At 62.0% G+C, this 17200-nt stretch carries 21 protein-coding genes, 1 pseudogene and 1 riboswitch; of the genes and pseudogenes, 14 read left to right on the top strand and 8 right to left on the bottom strand.

Features of this window, described 5'->3' with window-relative positions:
* Positions 1 to 10: 10 nt before the first annotated feature.
* From C5L13_RS05860 to C5L13_RS05900, 9 genes are all read left to right on the top strand, one after another.
* Complete coding sequence (locus C5L13_RS05860) at positions 11 to 721, top strand: hypothetical protein (protein ID WP_105382326.1); 711 nt, start codon at positions 11 to 13, stop codon at positions 719 to 721.
* Positions 722 to 853: 132 nt separating this feature from the next.
* Positions 854 to 2125 (top strand): zinc metalloprotease, encoded by a 1272-nt coding sequence (locus tag C5L13_RS05865; protein ID WP_105382631.1) that lies wholly within the window; start codon positions 854 to 856, stop codon positions 2123 to 2125.
* Positions 2126 to 2171: 46 nt separating this feature from the next.
* Positions 2172 to 2786, top strand: a complete 615-nt coding sequence (locus C5L13_RS05870; RefSeq protein ID WP_105382327.1) for a GNAT family N-acetyltransferase — start codon at positions 2172 to 2174, stop codon at positions 2784 to 2786.
* A gap of 110 nt (positions 2787 to 2896) precedes the next feature.
* On the top strand, positions 2897 to 4024 hold the full coding sequence (locus C5L13_RS05875) for an S-(hydroxymethyl)glutathione dehydrogenase/class III alcohol dehydrogenase (RefSeq protein ID WP_105382328.1): 1128 nt from the start codon (positions 2897 to 2899) through the stop codon (positions 4022 to 4024).
* 69 nt (positions 4025 to 4093) lie between these two features.
* Complete coding sequence (locus C5L13_RS05880; RefSeq protein ID WP_105382329.1) at positions 4094 to 4282, top strand: YegP family protein; 189 nt, start codon at positions 4094 to 4096, stop codon at positions 4280 to 4282.
* A 61-nt stretch (positions 4283 to 4343) separates the two neighbouring features.
* Entirely contained in the window at positions 4344 to 4805 is a 462-nt protein-coding gene (locus C5L13_RS05885; protein WP_105382330.1) for a YaiI/YqxD family protein, read from the top strand.
* A complete protein-coding gene (gene fghA / locus C5L13_RS05890; protein ID WP_105382331.1) occupies positions 4805 to 5638 on the top strand; it encodes an S-formylglutathione hydrolase in 834 nt (277 codons plus the stop codon). Before C5L13_RS05885 ends, fghA begins: the two co-directional genes overlap by 1 nt.
* Positions 5639 to 5679: 41 nt before the next feature.
* On the top strand, positions 5680 to 5958 hold the full coding sequence (locus C5L13_RS05895) for a toxin (protein ID WP_105382332.1): 279 nt from the start codon (positions 5680 to 5682) through the stop codon (positions 5956 to 5958).
* Entirely contained in the window at positions 5955 to 6221 is a 267-nt protein-coding gene (locus C5L13_RS05900; protein ID WP_105382333.1) for a CopG family antitoxin, read from the top strand. The genes C5L13_RS05895 and C5L13_RS05900 overlap by 4 nt, the downstream gene beginning before the upstream one ends.
* Before the next feature lie 3 nt (positions 6222 to 6224).
* Here the strand turns inward: C5L13_RS05900 and C5L13_RS05905 are convergent, their stop codons facing one another.
* The 5 genes from C5L13_RS05905 to crcB are packed head-to-tail and all read right to left on the bottom strand — an operon-like array spanning position 6225 to position 9631.
* Entirely contained in the window at positions 6225 to 6713 is a 489-nt protein-coding gene (locus C5L13_RS05905; protein WP_105382334.1) for a hypothetical protein, read from the bottom strand.
* Positions 6714 to 6770: 57 nt separating this feature from the next.
* Complete coding sequence (locus C5L13_RS05910) at positions 6771 to 7562, bottom strand: ATP12 family chaperone protein (RefSeq protein ID WP_105382335.1); 792 nt, start codon at positions 7560 to 7562, stop codon at positions 6771 to 6773.
* Between the two features lie 10 nt (positions 7563 to 7572).
* Complete coding sequence (locus C5L13_RS05915) at positions 7573 to 8226, bottom strand: HAD-IA family hydrolase (RefSeq protein WP_105382336.1); 654 nt, start codon at positions 8224 to 8226, stop codon at positions 7573 to 7575.
* Complete coding sequence (locus tag C5L13_RS05920) at positions 8223 to 9215, bottom strand: RluA family pseudouridine synthase (RefSeq protein ID WP_105382337.1); 993 nt, start codon at positions 9213 to 9215, stop codon at positions 8223 to 8225. Before C5L13_RS05920 ends, C5L13_RS05915 begins: the two co-directional genes overlap by 4 nt.
* Before the next feature lie 38 nt (positions 9216 to 9253).
* On the bottom strand, positions 9254 to 9631 hold the full coding sequence (gene crcB / locus C5L13_RS05925; RefSeq protein ID WP_105382338.1) for a fluoride efflux transporter CrcB: 378 nt from the start codon (positions 9629 to 9631) through the stop codon (positions 9254 to 9256).
* Positions 9632 to 9755: 124 nt separating this feature from the next.
* On the opposite strand from crcB, the gene C5L13_RS05930 reads away from it, so the two are divergent.
* Entirely contained in the window at positions 9756 to 10034 is a 279-nt protein-coding gene (locus C5L13_RS05930; RefSeq protein WP_105382339.1) for a hypothetical protein, read from the top strand.
* A gap of 15 nt (positions 10035 to 10049) precedes the next feature.
* Here the strand turns inward: C5L13_RS05930 and C5L13_RS05935 are convergent, their stop codons facing one another.
* The gene (locus tag C5L13_RS05935) at positions 10050 to 10547 is read right to left on the bottom strand and encodes an Lrp/AsnC family transcriptional regulator (protein ID WP_105382340.1); all 498 of its coding nucleotides are present in this window, start codon (positions 10545 to 10547) and stop codon (positions 10050 to 10052) included.
* Positions 10548 to 10680: 133 nt separating this feature from the next.
* Between C5L13_RS05935 and C5L13_RS05940 the strand changes: the two genes are divergently transcribed.
* Entirely contained in the window at positions 10681 to 11097 is a 417-nt protein-coding gene (locus C5L13_RS05940; protein WP_105382341.1) for a DUF2000 domain-containing protein, read from the top strand.
* Between the two features lie 40 nt (positions 11098 to 11137).
* Here C5L13_RS05940 and C5L13_RS05945 read toward each other — a convergent pair.
* Positions 11138 to 11536, bottom strand: a pseudogene (locus C5L13_RS05945) (copper chaperone PCu(A)C); the annotation flags it as partial.
* Positions 11537 to 11789: 253 nt separating this feature from the next.
* The gene (locus C5L13_RS05950) at positions 11790 to 12191 is read right to left on the bottom strand and encodes a hypothetical protein (RefSeq protein ID WP_245423262.1); all 402 of its coding nucleotides are present in this window, start codon (positions 12189 to 12191) and stop codon (positions 11790 to 11792) included.
* 161 nt (positions 12192 to 12352) lie between these two features.
* Positions 12353 to 12440: riboswitch (glycine riboswitch) on the top strand.
* Between the two features lie 151 nt (positions 12441 to 12591).
* Between C5L13_RS05950 and gcvT the strand changes: the two genes are divergently transcribed.
* The 3 genes from gcvT to gcvP all read left to right on the top strand — a co-directional run bounded on the left by gcvT (position 12592) and on the right by gcvP (position 17188).
* Complete coding sequence (gene gcvT, locus C5L13_RS05955) at positions 12592 to 13728, top strand: glycine cleavage system aminomethyltransferase GcvT (protein ID WP_105382344.1); 1137 nt, start codon at positions 12592 to 12594, stop codon at positions 13726 to 13728.
* 236 nt (positions 13729 to 13964) lie between these two features.
* Complete coding sequence (gene gcvH, locus C5L13_RS05965; protein ID WP_105382345.1) at positions 13965 to 14327, top strand: glycine cleavage system protein GcvH; 363 nt, start codon at positions 13965 to 13967, stop codon at positions 14325 to 14327.
* Positions 14324 to 17188 carry an aminomethyl-transferring glycine dehydrogenase gene (gcvP, locus tag C5L13_RS05970; protein ID WP_105382346.1) on the top strand — a complete coding sequence of 955 codons (2865 nt, stop codon included), beginning with the start codon at positions 14324 to 14326 and terminating at the stop codon, positions 17186 to 17188. Before gcvH ends, gcvP begins: the two co-directional genes overlap by 4 nt.
* The last annotated feature ends 12 nt before the right edge of the window (positions 17189 to 17200 follow it).

Below are 17200 nucleotides of genomic sequence, written 5' to 3' on the forward strand. Positions count from 1 at the left end.
GAGATGGGGGATGAGCGGGTTCCGCTTTTCTTTTCCGGCATGTGTGACCGCCGGGAAGGGTCGGATTGATGCCGACGACATTTTGATGCTGCGCCGATATGCATTCCCGGAGGGAATCGGCTCGTTCGACGATGCGCTCACCCTTCTTGCGCTGAACGAGGAATGTCGCGAGCACGGCCCCGAATGGGCGAGCTATTTTGTCGAGAGCCTGACGATGTTTCTCGTTCGCGACTGCGCCCCGCGCGGTATCGTCGACGAAGTCAAGGCCGGCTGGCTGATGCGCACGATCACCACCGATTGCGCAGTGCGTTCACCGGTAGAGCTGGAGCTTCTCCTTCACGTCATGGAAGTCGCGCCCGAAGTCCCTGAAAGCCTGTCGGCCTTCGCACTGGACCAGGTCCGTCTCGCCCTGCAGGTGGATGCCCGCGGTGCCTATCATGCCATCCGCCCCGCCTCACCCGGAATTGCGGTTCACGACCTCGCCTATATCTGGCGGGTGCTCCGCAGCGCGCTCGATCGCGGTCGGCTGATGCTATCACCGCTCGAGACGGTCGTGCTGCGCGAGATCGACGCACTGGCCGATGCCTCCGCCCATCACCCCGCATGGCGGGAGATGATCGAGGCGATCGTGACGCTCGACAGACCGCGGCGCGCCCTCCGTTCCGCCCCCTGGCTGATCACCAATGACGTCCATTCGTCTTCTGACGAACTCGCCGCCTGATTTTGCAGACACCTTCCGAGGCAATTGGTGCGGCTCATTCGGATTTTAGCATTTGGCTAAATCCTGGGGAAAACGGTTCACGCTAGACTGGCTCGAATGATCGGCCACCCCGAGCCGGCGCCGGAGGCGCCCATGTCGCCCCTTTTATCCGCAACGCTGCTGCTTTCGCTCAATCTCGGCCTCCTCTGGCTGCTGATGGCGGCGCCGCTCGGTCGGCGCAGGATCGAATTGCGCCGTACCGTGGCCATCGCTCCCGAACGTCTCTGGCAAGCGGTCCAACCTGGCGGGGAAGCGACGGGCTGGAATCCGGCGATCCTCTCGGTGGAAGCGGACAAAGCCCACCCCGGCTGCATCGAGGTCGCCTATACCCACCCCGATCGCCACGGCGATCCGATCAGGCGGATCTTTCGGATCAACGATCATCTGAACCCTGCTGAAGGCCGCTACGAAAGCCACGCCCGCGTTGTCGAAGACAGTGCTCTGGATCTCTCCTTCTGGCGAAATTTCGAGGCGTACAGATCTGTTTCGGCGGCCCCGGGTGGCGCCACGGTCACCTTCGCCGAAACCGACACATATCGCGGCTTCGCCCTTTATCTGTTCCGCTATTTTATGATCCGCCGCGCCCTGCAGTCGCTGACCGGGTGGCTGGAGGGTGGTCGCAACAGGAGCGGCGTGGCAATCGAACACCCGCTCGTCCAGGTGTGTCTTGCAGTCCTGTCCACGCTGCTCCTCTGGCCGTTCTTCGGCCTCAGCGCCGCGGGCCTGACGATCTCGGTGATGCTCACCGTCGTCATCGTGCTTCACGAAATGGGCCATCTGGTTGCCTATCGCGCCTTCGGACACGAGAGTGCCCGAATAATCTTCGTGCCGTTGCTCGGCGGCCTTGCCATCGGAGGACGCCCCTACAACAGCCGCTTCGAGGTTGCCACCTGCGCGCTCATGGGGCCTGGCATGTCGGCCTTCCTGGTGCCGGTTCTGGTCTCCGCCTGCGAATTCGCCGCCGCAAATGTCCTGCCGGCTCCGGTCCGGGACTTCGCACTCCTTTTCCTCCTCATCCTCGGCGCCTTCAATCTTCTCAATCTGCTGCCGATGTATCGCTTCGACGGCGGACAGGTTCTGCGCCAGATCTTCACGAGCCGCCACCTGCTCGTCGCCGGCAGCTTCGGCGTGACCCTGCTCCTGTTGTGGGTCGGCTATCGCATCGGCATGTCGTCCACAGCGCTTATTGCTGCACTGGCGGTCTTCACGCTCGTCAGCCTGATGGGGTTCAGCGCCGTCAAACCACGGCGGAGCCTCGATCCGATGCATCCCGGCGAACGGTTGATGGCCGGACTTGGTCTCTATGCCGCGCTCTTTATCCACGCCTATGCGGTAGTCTTTGCATGCGACCACCTGTTTGGCTGAGACGGCAATCCTTGACAACGATTGGCGAAATGGCTCCAAAGGTCGCATGAAGACCGAGAACCCTCCATTGCCGTTTGGCTACTCCGCCGTTCCGCCGGGCAAACTCGCCACCGTCGTCACCTGTCTGGAGATGCTGGCACCGCCTGCACCAAATTCCCGCGCGGAAAATGGCTCGCTCGTCGCGGAAGTCTGGAATTCTCCGGGGCTGGAGGATTACCGCTCCCTTTTCCGTGCCGTCGGCGAGGATTGGATGTGGGTGTCGCGGCTTGTCATGGCGGACGACCAACTCGCCGCGATCCTCGATGCCCCGCTTGTCGAGATTTACGTCCTCAAGGACAGCGAGCGTCGCATCGGCCTGCTGGAGCTCGACTTTCGCAACCAGGGCGAATGCGAACTGGTGTTTTTCGGGGTCGTTCGCGACGCCATCGGCAAGGGTGCCGGACGCTTTCTCATGAACCACGCGATCGAGAAGGCCTGGTCCCGTCCGATAACCCGTTTCTGGGTCCATACCTGCCACTTCGATTCGCCCGCAGCGTTACCCTTCTATCAGCGCTCGGGTTTTGTTCCTTATGCCTCGATGGTCGAGGTTTTTGATGACCCTCGCCTTGCCGGCCAAGCGCCGAAAAACGCCTCGCCGCATGTGCCGCTGATCGAGCCCTGAAGCGGCTTTGGTCCTTTTTGCGACGTCCAGGGTCCGCTTCCGGCTTGAGCCCATGGGGCGGGCCGTGCAAAGGTCCGCCGCAGATTCTTAGAGGCACGAAAGGAAATCACATGGACGTACGCGCCGCTGTTGCCGTTCAGGCAGGAAAACCGCTCGAGGTCATGACCGTGCAGCTGGAAGGTCCTCGGGCTGGCGAAGTGCTGGTCGAGGTCAAGGCGACCGGCATCTGCCACACCGATGACTTCACTCTCTCGGGCGCCGATCCCGAAGGCCTGTTCCCGGCCATCCTCGGCCATGAGGGCGCCGGCATCGTCGTCGATGTCGGTCCGGGCGTCACCTCGGTGAAGAAGGGCGATCACGTCATCCCGCTCTACACCCCGGAATGCCGCGAATGCTACTCGTGCCTCAGCCGCAAGACGAACCTCTGCACCTCGATCCGCGCCACCCAGGGACAGGGCCTGATGCCCGACGGCACCTCGCGCTTCTCGATCGGCAAGGACAAGATCCACCACTACATGGGCTGCTCGACCTTCGCCAATTACACGGTTCTGCCGGAGATCGCGCTTGCCAAGGTCAACCCGGACGCCCCCTTCGACAAGATCTGCTACATCGGCTGCGGCGTCACCACCGGCGTCGGCGCGGTCATCAACACGGCCAAGGTCGAGATCGGTTCGACGGCGATCGTCTTCGGTCTCGGCGGCATCGGCCTTAACGTGCTTCAGGGTCTCAGGCTTGCCGGTGCGGACATGATCATCGGCGTCGACATCAACCCCGACCGCAAGGAATGGGGCGAGAAGTTCGGCATGACGCATTTCGTCAACCCCAAGGAGGTCGGCGACGACATCGTGCCCTATCTGGTCAACATGACCAAGCGGGGCGGCGACCTGATCGGCGGTGCCGACTACACCTTCGACTGCACCGGCAATACCAGGGTGATGCGTCAGGCGCTCGAATCGGCCCATCGCGGCTGGGGCAAGTCGGTGATCATCGGCGTTGCGGGTGCGGGGCAGGAAATCTCCACCCGTCCCTTCCAGCTGGTCACCGGCCGCCAGTGGATGGGCACCGCCTTCGGCGGCGCCCGCGGCCGCACCGACGTGCCCAAGATCGTCGACTGGTACATGCAGGGCAAGATCCAGATCGACCCGATGATCACCCACACCATGCCGCTCGACCACATCAACAAGGGTTTCGAGCTGATGCATTCCGGCGAAAGCATCCGCGGCGTCGTGGTTTATTGATAGGTGCCGACTTGTATTTGGGAACAACACTTCTATCATCCTATGCGTTGCAAGTCAGGGGACTCCCAAATGTACAAGTTCGAAATCTACAAGGACAAGTCCGGCGAATTCCGCTTCCGCTTCAAGGCTTCGAACGGCCAGACCTTGTTCTCGTCCGAAGGCTATTCGGCAAAGGCTTCGGCCGTTGCTGCCATTGATTCCATCAAGAAGAACGCGCCGGGGGCGACCACGGACGACCAGACCACGGCAGTTGCCTGAAGGCCCAGCCTTCCCGGTCTTCGGTCGGACGACATTGCTCCTCTGCAGAGAATGACGCAGCATGATCTATGTCGATGCCGACGCCTGCCCGGTAAAGCCGGAAATCCTCAAGGTCGCGGAACGCCACGGCCTTGAGGTAACCTTCGTCGCCAATTCCGGCCTTCGTCCGTCGCGTGACCCGATGATCCGCAATGTGATCGTCTCGGGCGCATTCGATGCGGCCGACGACTGGATCGCAGACCATGCCGGCACCGGTGACATCGTCGTCACCGCCGACGTTCCGCTTGCCGTTCGATGCGTCTCCAGTGGCGCACTTGTGACGGGCCCGACCGGTCGCCTTTTCGATGAGGCCAACATTGGAATGGCGAGCGCCATGCGCGACCTCGGCGCGCATCTGCGCGAAACCGGCGAAAGCAAAGGCTACAACGCGGCCTTTTCTCCCCGTGATCGATCCAAATTCCTTGAAACACTGGACCGGCTCTGCCGCCGCGCCAGAAACGAAGTGCAATCCGGAAACCGATAATGAAAGTTCTTTCGCAGAACACCGCCTTCGGCGGTATGCAGGGCGTCTTTGCCCATGATTCCGAAGCCTGCAAATGCGAAATGACCTTTGCGGTCTTCGTGCCTCCGAAGGCGATCCGGGAACCCTGCCCCGTCCTCTGGTACCTCTCCGGCCTCACCTGCACCCATGCCAATGTCATGGAGAAGGGCGAATACCGGCGGTTGGCTTCGGAGTTGGGCCTCATCATCGTCTGCCCGGATACCAGCCCGCGCGGCAACGATGTGCCGGACGAACTCACCAATTGGCAGATGGGCAAAGGCGCCGGTTTCTATCTCGACGCCACCGAGAAGCCCTGGTCGGAACATTACCAGATGTACACCTACATCACCGAGGAACTGCCTAACTTCGTCAGTCAGCACTTCCGCATGGACATGAGCCGCCAGGGGATTTTCGGTCATTCCATGGGCGGCCACGGCGCCATGACGATGGCGCTTCGGAACCCTGACCGTTTTAAAAGCTGCTCGGCTTTCGCCCCGATCGTCCAGCCCTCGACGGCCGACTGGTCGGCACCAGCCTTGGAGAAATATCTCGGCGCCGATAGTTCAGCCTGGCGCCAGTACGATGCCTGCGCACTGGTGGAAGACGGCGCGCGTTTTCCGGAATTCCTGATCGACCAGGGCAAGGCGGACGGCTTTTTGGAAAACGGCCTCCGGCCGTGGCTGTTCGAAGAGGCAATCGCGGGAACCGATATCGCCCTGACGCTGCGCATGCACGAGCGTTACGACCACTCCTACTATTTCATCTCGACCTTCATGGACGACCACCTGCGCTGGCACGCGGAACGGCTGGCATGACGACTTGAACCAAAAACGCATGCAATATATATTCTATATTCATGCAAATCCTTTGGTCAGAGGAAAAGAACGATATCCTGAAGCAAAAGTTTGGCTTCGGTTTTGAACGCATCGTAGTCGCCCTGGCAGATGAGAAGCTGTTGGCCGACCGCAGGCATGCCAGTCAGGAGCGTTATCCTCACCAAAGACAGCTGATTGTCGATATCGAAGGCTACGCGTTCATTGTGCCTTACGTCGAGAATGAAACGGGTGTTTTTCTGAAGACCTTCTTTCCGAGCCGCAAGGCGACACGCGACTGCTTGAAGGGTGAGAAATTGTGAGCAAGAGCAAAGGTGCGCAAGAACTGAGCGAAGACGAAGTTGCCGCCCTTTCCGAGACCGGTGAATGGGTGCCTGTCGGTGAGTTCGAGGAGCGTAAGCGCTTTTGGAAGGATGCCGCGCGCAATACGATTGAAGGGAAGCGACAGCGGATCTCGATCTCTATTCCCGAGCGGGATTTGGCCCGCCTCAAAGCGAAGGCACTTGAGGAAGGCATGCCTTACCAGACGCTGATCAATTCGATCCTGCACAAATACGTTTCATGACACTTACGGAAACAGCGCGCTCGCGAGCGCCGGACGCCCATCGCCCTTGAGGCGGAATTCTGCGGCGATCCGGTCGGCGATCTTCTCGGCGAGCGCCGTGTTTCCGTCGCCTGCTTCCAGCAGGAAGACGGAGGTCTCGAAGTTTCCCTCGGCGATCGCCTCGCCGGTACTGACCGAAATCACCTGAACGGCCACCTTCGCCTCATGCCGGCTGCCGATCAGCTGCGGGACCTGCGAAGCCTTCTCTATCCGGATGGCGATGATCGTCCGCGGCAGCATGGTCGAACGGCTGGTCGCGCGGATCGCCTCATCCACGAGCATGTCGATGGCGATCACCAATCCCTGCGGAACATTGCCACGCGCAGTCACGAATGCGCCGCGCACGTCATAGAGAAATTGTTCCCGCGTTTCCTGGCCCGCGGGCATGCGAAACGCCGTCAGCGGCAAAGCCGCGAGCACGATAAGAGCGAAACGGGAAAGGCGGCGAAACATGAGAAAACCCGGAAGATCAGACTTCCGGATGTTCCACCAAACAGGGTTAGAGAAGACTTAAGCGATCGGGCGCAGAGCGAGAAAAACTGCCGCCGCCGCCTGCACTTCTTCGAACCGCTTGGCGCGGCGGTGCTCGGCTTCCGCGTCAGCGCCCCAATGCTCGTTGGTCCAGTCTTCGTCGAGATGGGCGAGCGTCCAGGCTTCCTGATCCGTGATCCGGCCCTCCGCAAAAGCAAGCGCCAGGATCGCCGATCCGGTCAGCGACGTCACCGTATGCAATGCAGCCAACTCGATCGGCGTGTCGTATTTGCGAAGCGTCACGGCAAAGGCGGCGACCGCCTCCTTGGGTTGTTCCTGAGGCATGACGCCCTCGATCAGGACGAAGCGGGCGCCGAGTTCGTTCGCCGCCCAGTCCATGATCGGGTCCCAGTTGTCGTTCTGCCTGATAACGAGATTTTCAGGCCCCTCGGCGCGGTAGCAGAGCATGTCGCTCGAGGAAAACCTGAGAATATCCTCGAACACAGCCTGTGGGTCGGCTGCAACGCCGTCGATTGCCGTGTTGACGAGCCTTGTGACGGGCATGGTGCGCGGGTCGATGACCTCTACCTGCGACGCCCATTCGTCCCGCACGAGCTCCGCCAACCTTGCGGTCGGGACGACAAGGCTGTTCTTTGCGGGGGTCTTTACCGGCCGGCCGTCGAGATGGATGGCATGACCGCCCTCGCCTTCGGCGACGCCTACCTCCTTGTAGAAACGTTTCGGCAGCGGCTTCTGCATCTGGATCTGCGCCCGCCTGGTCGGGTCCGCATGGCTCAGCACCTCGGAGGGGTCGGGAAAGATGTCACGCATAAAAACAACCTCAGCCGATATGGGCGAGAATCTCGCTTGGATGATCAACGATCGCGTCGGCTCCGGCCTTCGTCAGCTCTTCCACCGAGGCATAACCCCAGGAAACGCCGATCGCCGTGGCGCCGGCAGCCTTTGCCATCTGCATATCGTAAATGGCGTCGCCTATGACAAGGGTATCGGCCGCCCTCATCCCGGTTTCGTCGCAGCATTCCGTCACCATCGCCGGATGCGGCTTGGATGGACAATCGTCCGCCGTCCGCCCCACGACGAAATATCTGTCGAAGCCATGCGTCTCCATGATGAGATTGAGCCCGCGCCGCGACTTGCCGGTGACTGCGCCGATCAGCAGATCCTCGCGCGGGCCGATTTCATCGATCAGCGCCCGGATTCCCGCAAACAGCGGCTCCTTGAAGTCGAGATCCTGCCGGACGACCGAAAACAGCGACTTGTAGTAGGCGGTCATCTCGATCGCCTCGTCGTCCACATGCTCCTTTCCCTGCATCCGGGAAATCGCGATGTCGAGCGTCAAACCAATGATCGCCTTGGTATCCTCGACCTGCGGTTCGGGCTTGCCGAATTGCGCAAAGGTCCAGCGCATGGTTTCGTGGATGAGGCCGGCGCTATCGACCAGCGTACCGTCGCAATCGAAAAGAACGAGTTTCATTCTTCGTCTTCCCTCAGGCCGTTTTCCATATCGAAGCCCAGCAGATTCCAGCTCTGTACCATATGCGGCGGCAAGGGTGCGGTGACCTTCAGCCGCCCGCCGCTGGGATGCGGGACATCGATATGCCGGGCGTGCAGATGCAGCCGCTTCTGGATGCCTCCGGGGAAATCCCAGTTCGGATCGTCGATGAAATATTTCGGATCGCCGATGATCGGGTGGCCGATATGCAGCGCATGAACGCGAAGCTGATGGGTGCGGCCAGTATAGGGCTCCATCTCCAGCCAGGCGAGCGTTTGTGCGGCCGTTTCCAGCACGCGGTAATAGGACACGGCGTGGTCGGCGCCCTCCTCGCCGTGCTTGGCGACCCGCATCCGGTCGCCGTCCGGCGTCTGCTCTTTCACCAGCCAGGTGGAGATCTTGTCCTCGTGCTTGCGTGGCACGCCTCTCACGAGCGACCAATAGGTCTTCTTCGTGTCCCGCTCGCGGAAGGCTGCCGTCAGCTTCTGTGCGGCACCGCGGGTACGGGCGATCACCAGCACGCCTGACGTGTCGCGGTCGAGGCGGTGGACGAGCCGCGGCTTTTCGCCCTTCGGACTGACCCAGGCGTCGAGCATCTGGTCGATATGCCGCGTGACGCCGGAGCCGCCCTGTACGGCAAGCCCTGCAGGCTTGTTGAGAACGATGACCTTCTCGTCCTCGTGCAGCACCATGCGCGAGAGCAGCTCGAAGTCGCCGGAATGCTTCAGGTCCTTCGATGCGATCGGGCCGGCCTTCCGGGCGTCCGTATCCATCGGCGGAATGCGCACCGTCTGGCCCGGCTGAACCCGGGTGTCGGACTTCACACGCCCGCCGTCGACGCGCACCTGGCCGGAACGCAAGAGCTTCTGCAGCGGCCCGAAGCCGAGGCCCGGGTAGTGGATCTTGAACCAGCGGTCGAGGCGCATGCCCGCCTCGTCCGCCTCGACGCGGATATGCTCGATGCCTGCCATCAACGCTCTTTCGTGTCTCGTCTGATTGAGCCCGGTCTTTAGAGCATTGCCCGCCCGAGCGCCAGCCCGGCAAAGACGGCGCCCAGCGAGATCGCCACGCTCGCAACGATATAGGTCACACCGGCCATGGTGGCACCCCGCTCCAGCAGCGACACGACATCAAGGGAAAAGGCGGAAAAGGTCGTGAAGCCGCCGAGGAAACCGGTGATGATCAAAAGCCGCATTTCGGGCGATGCATCGAACCGACGGACAATGAGTTCGGCAAGGAAGCCCATCGCCAGCGAACCGACGACATTGACGGCAAGTGTCCCCCAGGGAAAGGAAGGCCCCCATAGGCGCAAAGTCCAAAGCCCGACGAGATAGCGGCAGACGGAGCCGATCGCTCCGCCGAGGGCAACGAGAAGCATGTTGTTCATGAGAAATACTGTGTAACTCGGAACCAAAAAACGTCAAATCGATAAAATGCCGACGTTTTGCTTAAACGGGAACGAATCGGGTTCCGCTTACTTCTCTATGATCGGAGAAGAAGTGGCAGGTAATATGACTCAAGTGCTTAGCATCTCGGCGAACACCGCCGCCATGGCCATAGAGGCGCTGAAACCCGGCCGGCGCCTGTCGCCCAAGGATCAGGCCGCCGACATCAAGGCCGATGCCGAGCGTAATGCGAGGCGCGCCCAAAACGCCGGCGAGCCCGGCGACATCGAACTCATGATTCCCGCCACCACCGTGTCTCTCGACCTGCTGAATGCGGGCCAGCAGCCGCACCAGCAGGTCACCTACCATCATGTGCAATCGGCCTACCGGGATCTGGACGACTAATTCCCTCCGTCCGCATTAACGCCCGTGCCTGCCGGATTTGCCCGCAAACTTCAGCGGAAAGCCGTCAAAACCCTTGATCTCCTTCAGCACGAACGTGGTCTGCATCTCCTTGATGCGCGGCAAGCGCCTCAGCGTCGACATGGCGAAATCGGCATAGGCGTCGAGATCGGGCGAGACCACCTGCAGCAGGAAATCCGCGTCGCCTGCGATGCTGTAGCACGCCACCACCTCATCCAGTCCGATCACCTCATCGGCGAAAGCTTCCGCCTCCGCCGCGCTATGGCTGTCGATCTTGACGCGGATAAAGGCAAGCACGCCGAGACCGATCGCCCGCCTGTCCAGGATCGCCCGATAACCCTGGATAACTCCGGTCTCTTCCAGATGCCTGACTCGCCGCCAGCTCGGCGACGTCGAAAGCCCGACCGTTTCCGCCAGCGCCTGATTCGTCAGCCGCCCGTCCTCCTGCAGGGCTTTCAGGATCCGCACATCTGCCGGTTCGATCTCATCTTCCATACAATTCTTCCCCTATCTGGCAAAAAACGGGAAAGTTCTACCGGAAAAGGAAGAAAACCAGAAGCGAAAGGTAAGATCGTCCCGACGGGCTGGGCTATTGTCCGAACCATCTTTCAACCCACATCGGACAATCATGAACGAAGACATCCGCCTTGCCATCGTCGTCAATCCCGCCCTGCCGATCGGCCTCGTCGCCAATACGGTCAGCGCCATCTCCGTCGGCCTCGGCGCGCGTCTGCCGCAGCTTGCCGGGCAAACTCTCGCCGACCGGGACGGTCGCGCGATCGACACCAGCTCCAGGCAACCGGTCCCGATCCTTGCGGCAGACGCAGAAATGATCGGCGCGCTCCTCCGGCGGGCGCTCGGCCGGTCGGACGACCGCGCCATCGTCCCCTTCCCGGCTTTCGCCCGGTCGCTGCACGACTACAGGGAATACGAGGCCGCTTTCCCGAGCCGCGACCTGTCGCAGGAGGCGATCGACGGTCTGGGTCTGGCCGGCCCGTCAAAATGGGTCAGGTCGCTCACCGGCAGCCTGAAGCTTCTACGCTAGGAAAAGATGAGGCCGCCCCCTGGCGGCCTCCGGAGAGCATTCAGTTTGTCTTGTGGCCGCCCGGACCAGCCGCCCCGACGGCCAGCTTCACTTCGATCTGGCCGGCCTTTTCGAATGTCAGGGTCACGGGCACTTCGCCGCCGGCCTTGAAGGGCTCCTTCACCTTCATGAACATCATGTGCAGCCCACCGGGCTTCAGCTCGATGGTCTGACCGGCGGGAACGGCAATCCCGGCATCCAGCTTGCGCATCTTCATCACCTGCCCCTGCATCGCCATTTCGTGCAGCTCCACCGACCCTGCCGCCGGTGACGAGGCAGAGATCAGCACATCGTCCGATTTGCCGCTGTTCGTGATGGTCAGGTAGCCGCCGCCGACAGGCTGGCCCGGCAGCATGGCCTTGGAGAAGGCACCCTTGATTTCCAGATCGCCGACCTTGACGGCGTCACCGGTCGCAGTTGCGCCACTCGCCGTCGTGCCGTGCGTGTGATCGGTGCCGGCCGCCATGATTACGCCGCTCGTCGGCATGCTGGGGTTAAGGAAAATAGGCTGTGCGAAAGCGTGAGCAGCGCCGGCGGCTGCGAGCATGCCCGATAGGGCGATTTTCGTGATGGTCTTCATGATATGTCCTCTTCCGGTGACAGCATGCTTTGGCTGTCCGACCGGGACGGTTTGATCTGTGCTGGTTGAGCCGTCAGATCAACGCGGGCGGGGCGCGGGATCTCGGCCGGTCGATCGCCATCGCGCCGCGTATCTCGACGGACTTCGGAAGCAGGCCCACATGGGATCGCAGTTCGCCCCTCAGCCATGTTGCATCGTTGGGGGGCGGCAGGATGACCGAGGCGGCAAGCAGGCAGACCTCGCAAAGAGGCTTTGCCGCCGGCTCATGCCTGTGTTCGCCGTCGGCGCAGATATCGGCGAAAGTGCCGTCCGGAAGCCGATATTCTTGGCTGAACGATTCGAGCCGAGCGGCGCTCACCGGCTGATGGCCGAGGCCCAGCGAAAGCAGGACTATGGCGCAGAAGATGCGCAGCACGCTCGTCGCTGTCCGGGGACCTGTCGTCATCGCATAACCTGTTCGAATATCATTTGGCATAGCCCAATCCGGCGGGAAGCGCAAAACATCGTCGTCTCTATAGCACACCCTCTCGATGGCTGTTTGCACCAGGTCAAGCAGCATTCGTTGCGCTGCGACAGAAATTATGTCCGGAGCGACATTGGCCCCTTGTCAAACCCCGGTCGAGGCGGATAATGACGCCGGACTCGCTGGGAGAAGCCACTTTACTGTGGTGCCGAAGGAGCAACCGCCCCGGAAACTCTCAGGCAAAAGGACCAGCGAGCGTCGACAGGACTCTGGAGAGAAGTCTTTCCGAAGGGAAAGGCTCGCCGAAGGGATAACAATCTCAGGCGAAAGGGACAGAGGGGGCTCAAAAACCGGCGCGGAAACGCGCCTGACCGTGAGCCGGTGCGTTAAGCGCCAAGACCTGGAGGCGTCCTTGGACGATCAGACCGTTCTGAAGAAAACACCCCTTCATGCCCTTCATCTGTCGCTGGGAGCGAAGATGGTGCCGTTCGCCGGCTATGACATGCCGGTGCAATATCCCGCAGGCGTCCTGAAGGAGCATCTGTACACGCGCACAGACGCCGGCCTTTTCGATGTCTCGCACATGGGACAGGTCGTTGTGAAGGCCAGGTCCGGCACCTATGCGGATGCGGCAATGGCGCTGGAAAGCCTGGTGCCGGTGGATATTCTCGGCCTGAAGGAAGGCCGCCAGCGCTATGGGTTCTTCACCGACGAGCACGGATGCATCCTTGATGACCTGATGATCACCAATCGCGGCGATCATCTTTTCGTCGTCGTCAACGCCGCCTGCAAGGACACCGATGTCGCGCATATGAAGGCGCACTTTTCCGATTGCGATGTCACCCTCCTCGAGGATCGCGCGCTTCTCGCGCTGCAGGGCCCCCGGGCCGAGGCCGTGCTCGCCGAACTCTGGCCGGATGTCGTCGACATGAAATTCATGGATGTCTGCGACGCCAGCCTTCATGACGCCGCCTGCATCGTCTCCCGCTCCGGATATTCCGGCGAGGACGGGTTCGAGATCTCAGTCCCCGCCGAAAACGCCGAACAGATCGCCAGGGCGCTGCTCGAGGATCTGCATTGCATGCCGATCGGCCTCGGCGCCCGCGATTCGCTGCGGCTCGAAGCCGGGCTCTGCCTCTATGGCAACGACATCGACACCACGACCTCTCCGATCGAGGCCTCGCTCGAATGGGCGATCCAGAAGGCCCGCCGCCCGGGCGGCGAACGCGCCGGTGGCTTCCCCGGCGCCCGCCGCATCCTGGATGAACTGACGAACGGCACATCGCGCCGGCGCGTCGGCCTGAAGCCGCAAGGCAAGGCTCCCGTTCGCTCGCACGCCAGGCTTTTTGCGGACTCCGAGGGCAAGACTGAACTCGGCGAAGTCACCTCCGGAACCTTTGGTCCCTCGGTCGAAGGACCGGTCGCCATGGGCTACGTTCCGGCCCAATATGCCGAACCCGGCACACAGATTTTTGCCGAGATACGTGGAAAGTACCTGCCGATGACCGTCGCCAGGCTTCCCTTCATAACGCCGACCTATAAGCGGTAAGCAATGATAGTCGCACAAGCTCCAGCCCCCCTCTGGCCTGCCGGCCATCTCCCCCACAGGTGGGGAGATTGGATGGGCGCACCGGCGTCCCCCGACCATCAGCGTTCCAGAAAAGCGAGAGTGTGCCGCGAGTCGATCTCCCCCCTTGTGGGGGAGATGGCCGGCAGGCCAGAGGGGAATATCCCCACAAGCGCCAAACCTACCATTCAAATCACCCTTCCAGAGAGGACCTCCCTATGCTGAAATTTACCGCCGAACACGAATGGCTGAAGCTCGAAAATGGTGTCGCCACCGTCGGCATCACCTCTCACGCTGCCGAACAGCTCGGTGATCTCGTTTTCGTGGAACTGCCGGAAGTGGGCGCCGAACTGACGAAGGACGGCAATGCCGCCACCGTGGAATCCGTAAAGGCGGCATCTGATGTCTATTGTCCGCTCGATGGCGAAGTTGCCGAGGTCAACCAGGCGATCGTCGACGATCCCTCGATCGTCAATTCCGATCCGCAGGGTGCGGGCTGGTTCTTCAAGCTGAAGCTCAAGAACGCTTCCGACGCCGACGCGCTGCTCGACGAAGCCGCCTACAAGGATCTCATCGCATGAGCGATTCTACAGATTTCCATTTCACCGACTACCAGCCCTACGACTTTGCCAATCGCCGGCATATCGGCCCCTCTCCGTCCGAAATGGCGGAGATGCTGAAAGTCGTCGGATACCCGTCTCTCGACGCCCTGATCGACGCCACCGTCCCCGCCTCGATCCGCCAGACGGTACCGCTTGCCTGGGGACCGGCGCTCACCGAACGCGAGGCGCTCGACAAGCTGCGCGACACGGCGAACCGCAACAAGGCGCTCGTGTCGCTGATCGGCCAGGGCTATTACGGCACGATCACCCCGCCAGTCGTCCAGCGCAACATCCTCGAAAACCCCGCCTGGTACACCGCCTACACGCCCTACCAGCCGGAAATCTCTCAAGGCCGCCTTGAAGCGCTCCTCAATTTCCAGACGATGATCTGCGACCTGACCGGCCTCGACGTCGCCAACGCCTCGCTGCTCGACGAAGCGACCGCCGCCGCCGAAGCCATGGCGCTCTGCCAGCGCCAGGCGAAGTCCAAGGCGACCGCCTTCTTCGTCGATAGCGCCTGCCACCCGCAGACGATCGCGCTGATCGAGACCCGCGCCGAACCGCTCGGCTGGACGGTCATCGTCGGCGACCCGATGACAGATCTCGACCCGGTCGACGTCTTTGGCGCCATCTTCCAGTATCCGGGTACCCACGGCCAGGTCCACGACTTCACCGGCCTCATCTCCCGCCTGCACCAGACCGGCGCGGTCGCGGCCGTCGCGGCCGATCTTCTGGCGCTGACGCTTCTCAAGTCCCCCGGCGAAATGGGTTCAGATATCGCGATCGGCTCCTCGCAGCGTTTCGGCGTTCCGGTCGGTTACGGCGGCCCGCATGCGGCCTATATGGCGGTCAAGGATGCCCATAAGCGCGCCATGCCTGGCCGCCTCGTCGGCGTCTCGGTCGATGCGCGCGGCAACCGCGCCTACCGTCTTTCCCTTCAGACCCGCGAACAACACATCCGCCGCGAAAAGGCGACCTCGAACATCTGCACCGCCCAGGTCCTGCTCGCCGTCATGGCCTCCATGTACGGCGTCTTCCACGGTCCGGACGGGCTGAAGGCGATCGCTCAGCAAGTCCACAAGAAGGCCGTGCTGATGGCGAAGGGCCTGGAAAAGCTCGGCTACAGGATCGAGCCGGACACCTTCTTCGACACCATCACCGTCGAAGTCGGCCACATGCAGGGCCTGATCCTGCGCGCCGCCGTCGCCGAAGGCGTCAACCTGCGCAAGGTCGGTGAAACGAAGATCGGCATGTCGCTCGACGAACGGACGCGCCCTGCGACGCTCGAAGCGGTCTGGCGCGCTTTCGGCGGCAATTTCAAGGTTTCCGACTTCGAACCGGAATACCGGCTGCCGAACACGCTTCTGCGCAAATCGGCCTACATGACCCATCCGATCTTCCACATGAACCGCGCCGAAAGCGAGATGACCCGCTATATCCGCCGGCTCTCGGACCGGGATCTCGCGCTCGACCGGGCGATGATCCCGCTCGGCTCCTGCACGATGAAGCTGAACGCGACTGCGGAAATGCTGCCGATCACCTGGCCGGAATTTGCCGACATCCACCCCTTCGTACCCGCCGACCAGGCGCTCGGCTACAGGGAGATGATCGACGATCTCTCCGCAAAGCTCTGCCAGATCACCGGCTACGACGCTTTTTCCATGCAGCCGAATTCCGGCGCGCAGGGCGAATATGCAGGCCTGCTCACCATCCGCAATTACCACATTGCGAATGGCGATACGCATCGCGACGTCTGCCTGATCCCGACCTCGGCTCACGGCACCAACCCGGCGTCGGCCCAGATGGTCGGCATGAAGGTCGTGGTCGTCAAGGTGCGTGAAAACGGCGATATCGACCTCGAAGACTTCCGCGCCAAGGCCGAACAGCATGCGGCAAACCTCTCCTGTTGCATGATCACCTATCCCTCGACCCACGGCGTATTTGAGGAAACGGTGAGGGAAATCTGCGAAATCACCCACAAGCATGGCGGTCAGGTCTATCTCGACGGCGCCAACATGAACGCCATGGTCGGCCTCGCCCGCCCCGGCGACATCGGCTCCGACGTCTCCCACCTCAACCTGCACAAGACCTTCTGCATCCCGCATGGCGGCGGCGGTCCCGGCATGGGCCCGATCGGCGTCAAGGCGCATCTGGCGGCGCATCTGCCGGGTCATCCGGAAAGCGACGGCCGTGAAGGTGCCGTCTCCGCAGCCCCCTTCGGTTCACCGTCGATCCTGCCGATCTCTTGGTCCTACTGCCTGATGATGGGCGGCGAAGGCCTGACCCAGGCGACCAAGGTTGCGATCCTCAACGCCAACTATATCGCCGCGCGGCTGAAGGGTGCCTATGACGTGCTCTACAAGTCGCAAACCGGCCGCGTCGCGCATGAATGCATCATCGACACACGGCCCTTGAACGCGTCCGCCGGCGTCAGTGTCGACGACGTCGCAAAGCGCCTGATCGACTGCGGCTTCCACGCCCCGACCATGAGCTGGCCGGTTGCCGGCACGCTGATGATCGAGCCGACCGAGAGCGAGACCAAGGCCGAACTCGACCGCTTCTGCGATGCGATGCTGGCGATCCGCGAGGAAGCCCGCGCCATCGAGGACGGCCGGATGGACCGGACGAACAACCCGCTCAAGAACGCCCCACATACGGTGGAAGACCTCGTCGGCGAATGGGACCGCCCCTATAGCCGCGAACAGGCCTGCTATCCGCCGGGCGCCTTCCGGGTCGACAAATATTGGTCGCCGGTCAACCGCGTCGACAATGTCTATGGCGACCGCAACCTCGTCTGCACCTGCCCGCCGATGGAATCTTACGCCGAGGCGGCAGAATAGCCGGCATCATGG

Origin of the sequence: Neorhizobium alkalisoli (assembly GCF_002968635.1) — a bacterium.
GTDB lineage: Bacteria > Pseudomonadota > Alphaproteobacteria > Rhizobiales > Rhizobiaceae > Neorhizobium > Neorhizobium alkalisoli.

Coding starts and splice junctions, on each gene's coding strand:
- C5L13_RS05860 (WP_105382326.1), top strand. CDS start 11: ATGAGCGGGTTCCGCTTTTCTTTTCCGGCATGTGTGACCGCCGGGAAG.
- C5L13_RS05865 (WP_105382631.1), top strand. CDS start 854: ATGTCGCCCCTTTTATCCGCAACGCTGCTGCTTTCGCTCAATCTCGGC.
- C5L13_RS05870 (WP_105382327.1), top strand. CDS start 2,172: ATGAAGACCGAGAACCCTCCATTGCCGTTTGGCTACTCCGCCGTTCCG.
- C5L13_RS05875 (WP_105382328.1), top strand. CDS start 2,897: ATGGACGTACGCGCCGCTGTTGCCGTTCAGGCAGGAAAACCGCTCGAG.
- C5L13_RS05880 (WP_105382329.1), top strand. CDS start 4,094: ATGTACAAGTTCGAAATCTACAAGGACAAGTCCGGCGAATTCCGCTTC.
- C5L13_RS05885 (WP_105382330.1), top strand. CDS start 4,344: ATGATCTATGTCGATGCCGACGCCTGCCCGGTAAAGCCGGAAATCCTC.
- fghA (WP_105382331.1), top strand. CDS start 4,805: ATGAAAGTTCTTTCGCAGAACACCGCCTTCGGCGGTATGCAGGGCGTC.
- C5L13_RS05895 (WP_105382332.1), top strand. CDS start 5,680: ATGCAAATCCTTTGGTCAGAGGAAAAGAACGATATCCTGAAGCAAAAG.
- C5L13_RS05905 (WP_105382334.1), bottom strand. CDS start 6,713: ATGTTTCGCCGCCTTTCCCGTTTCGCTCTTATCGTGCTCGCGGCTTTG.
- C5L13_RS05910 (WP_105382335.1), bottom strand. CDS start 7,562: ATGCGTGACATCTTTCCCGACCCCTCCGAGGTGCTGAGCCATGCGGAC.
- C5L13_RS05915 (WP_105382336.1), bottom strand. CDS start 8,226: ATGAAACTCGTTCTTTTCGATTGCGACGGTACGCTGGTCGATAGCGCC.
- C5L13_RS05920 (WP_105382337.1), bottom strand. CDS start 9,215: ATGGCAGGCATCGAGCATATCCGCGTCGAGGCGGACGAGGCGGGCATG.
- crcB (WP_105382338.1), bottom strand. CDS start 9,631: ATGAACAACATGCTTCTCGTTGCCCTCGGCGGAGCGATCGGCTCCGTC.
- C5L13_RS05930 (WP_105382339.1), top strand. CDS start 9,756: ATGACTCAAGTGCTTAGCATCTCGGCGAACACCGCCGCCATGGCCATA.
- C5L13_RS05935 (WP_105382340.1), bottom strand. CDS start 10,547: ATGGAAGATGAGATCGAACCGGCAGATGTGCGGATCCTGAAAGCCCTG.
- C5L13_RS05940 (WP_105382341.1), top strand. CDS start 10,681: ATGAACGAAGACATCCGCCTTGCCATCGTCGTCAATCCCGCCCTGCCG.
- C5L13_RS05950 (WP_245423262.1), bottom strand. CDS start 12,191: ATGCCAAATGATATTCGAACAGGTTATGCGATGACGACAGGTCCCCGG.
- gcvH (WP_105382345.1), top strand. CDS start 13,965: ATGCTGAAATTTACCGCCGAACACGAATGGCTGAAGCTCGAAAATGGT.
- gcvP (WP_105382346.1), top strand. CDS start 14,324: ATGAGCGATTCTACAGATTTCCATTTCACCGACTACCAGCCCTACGAC.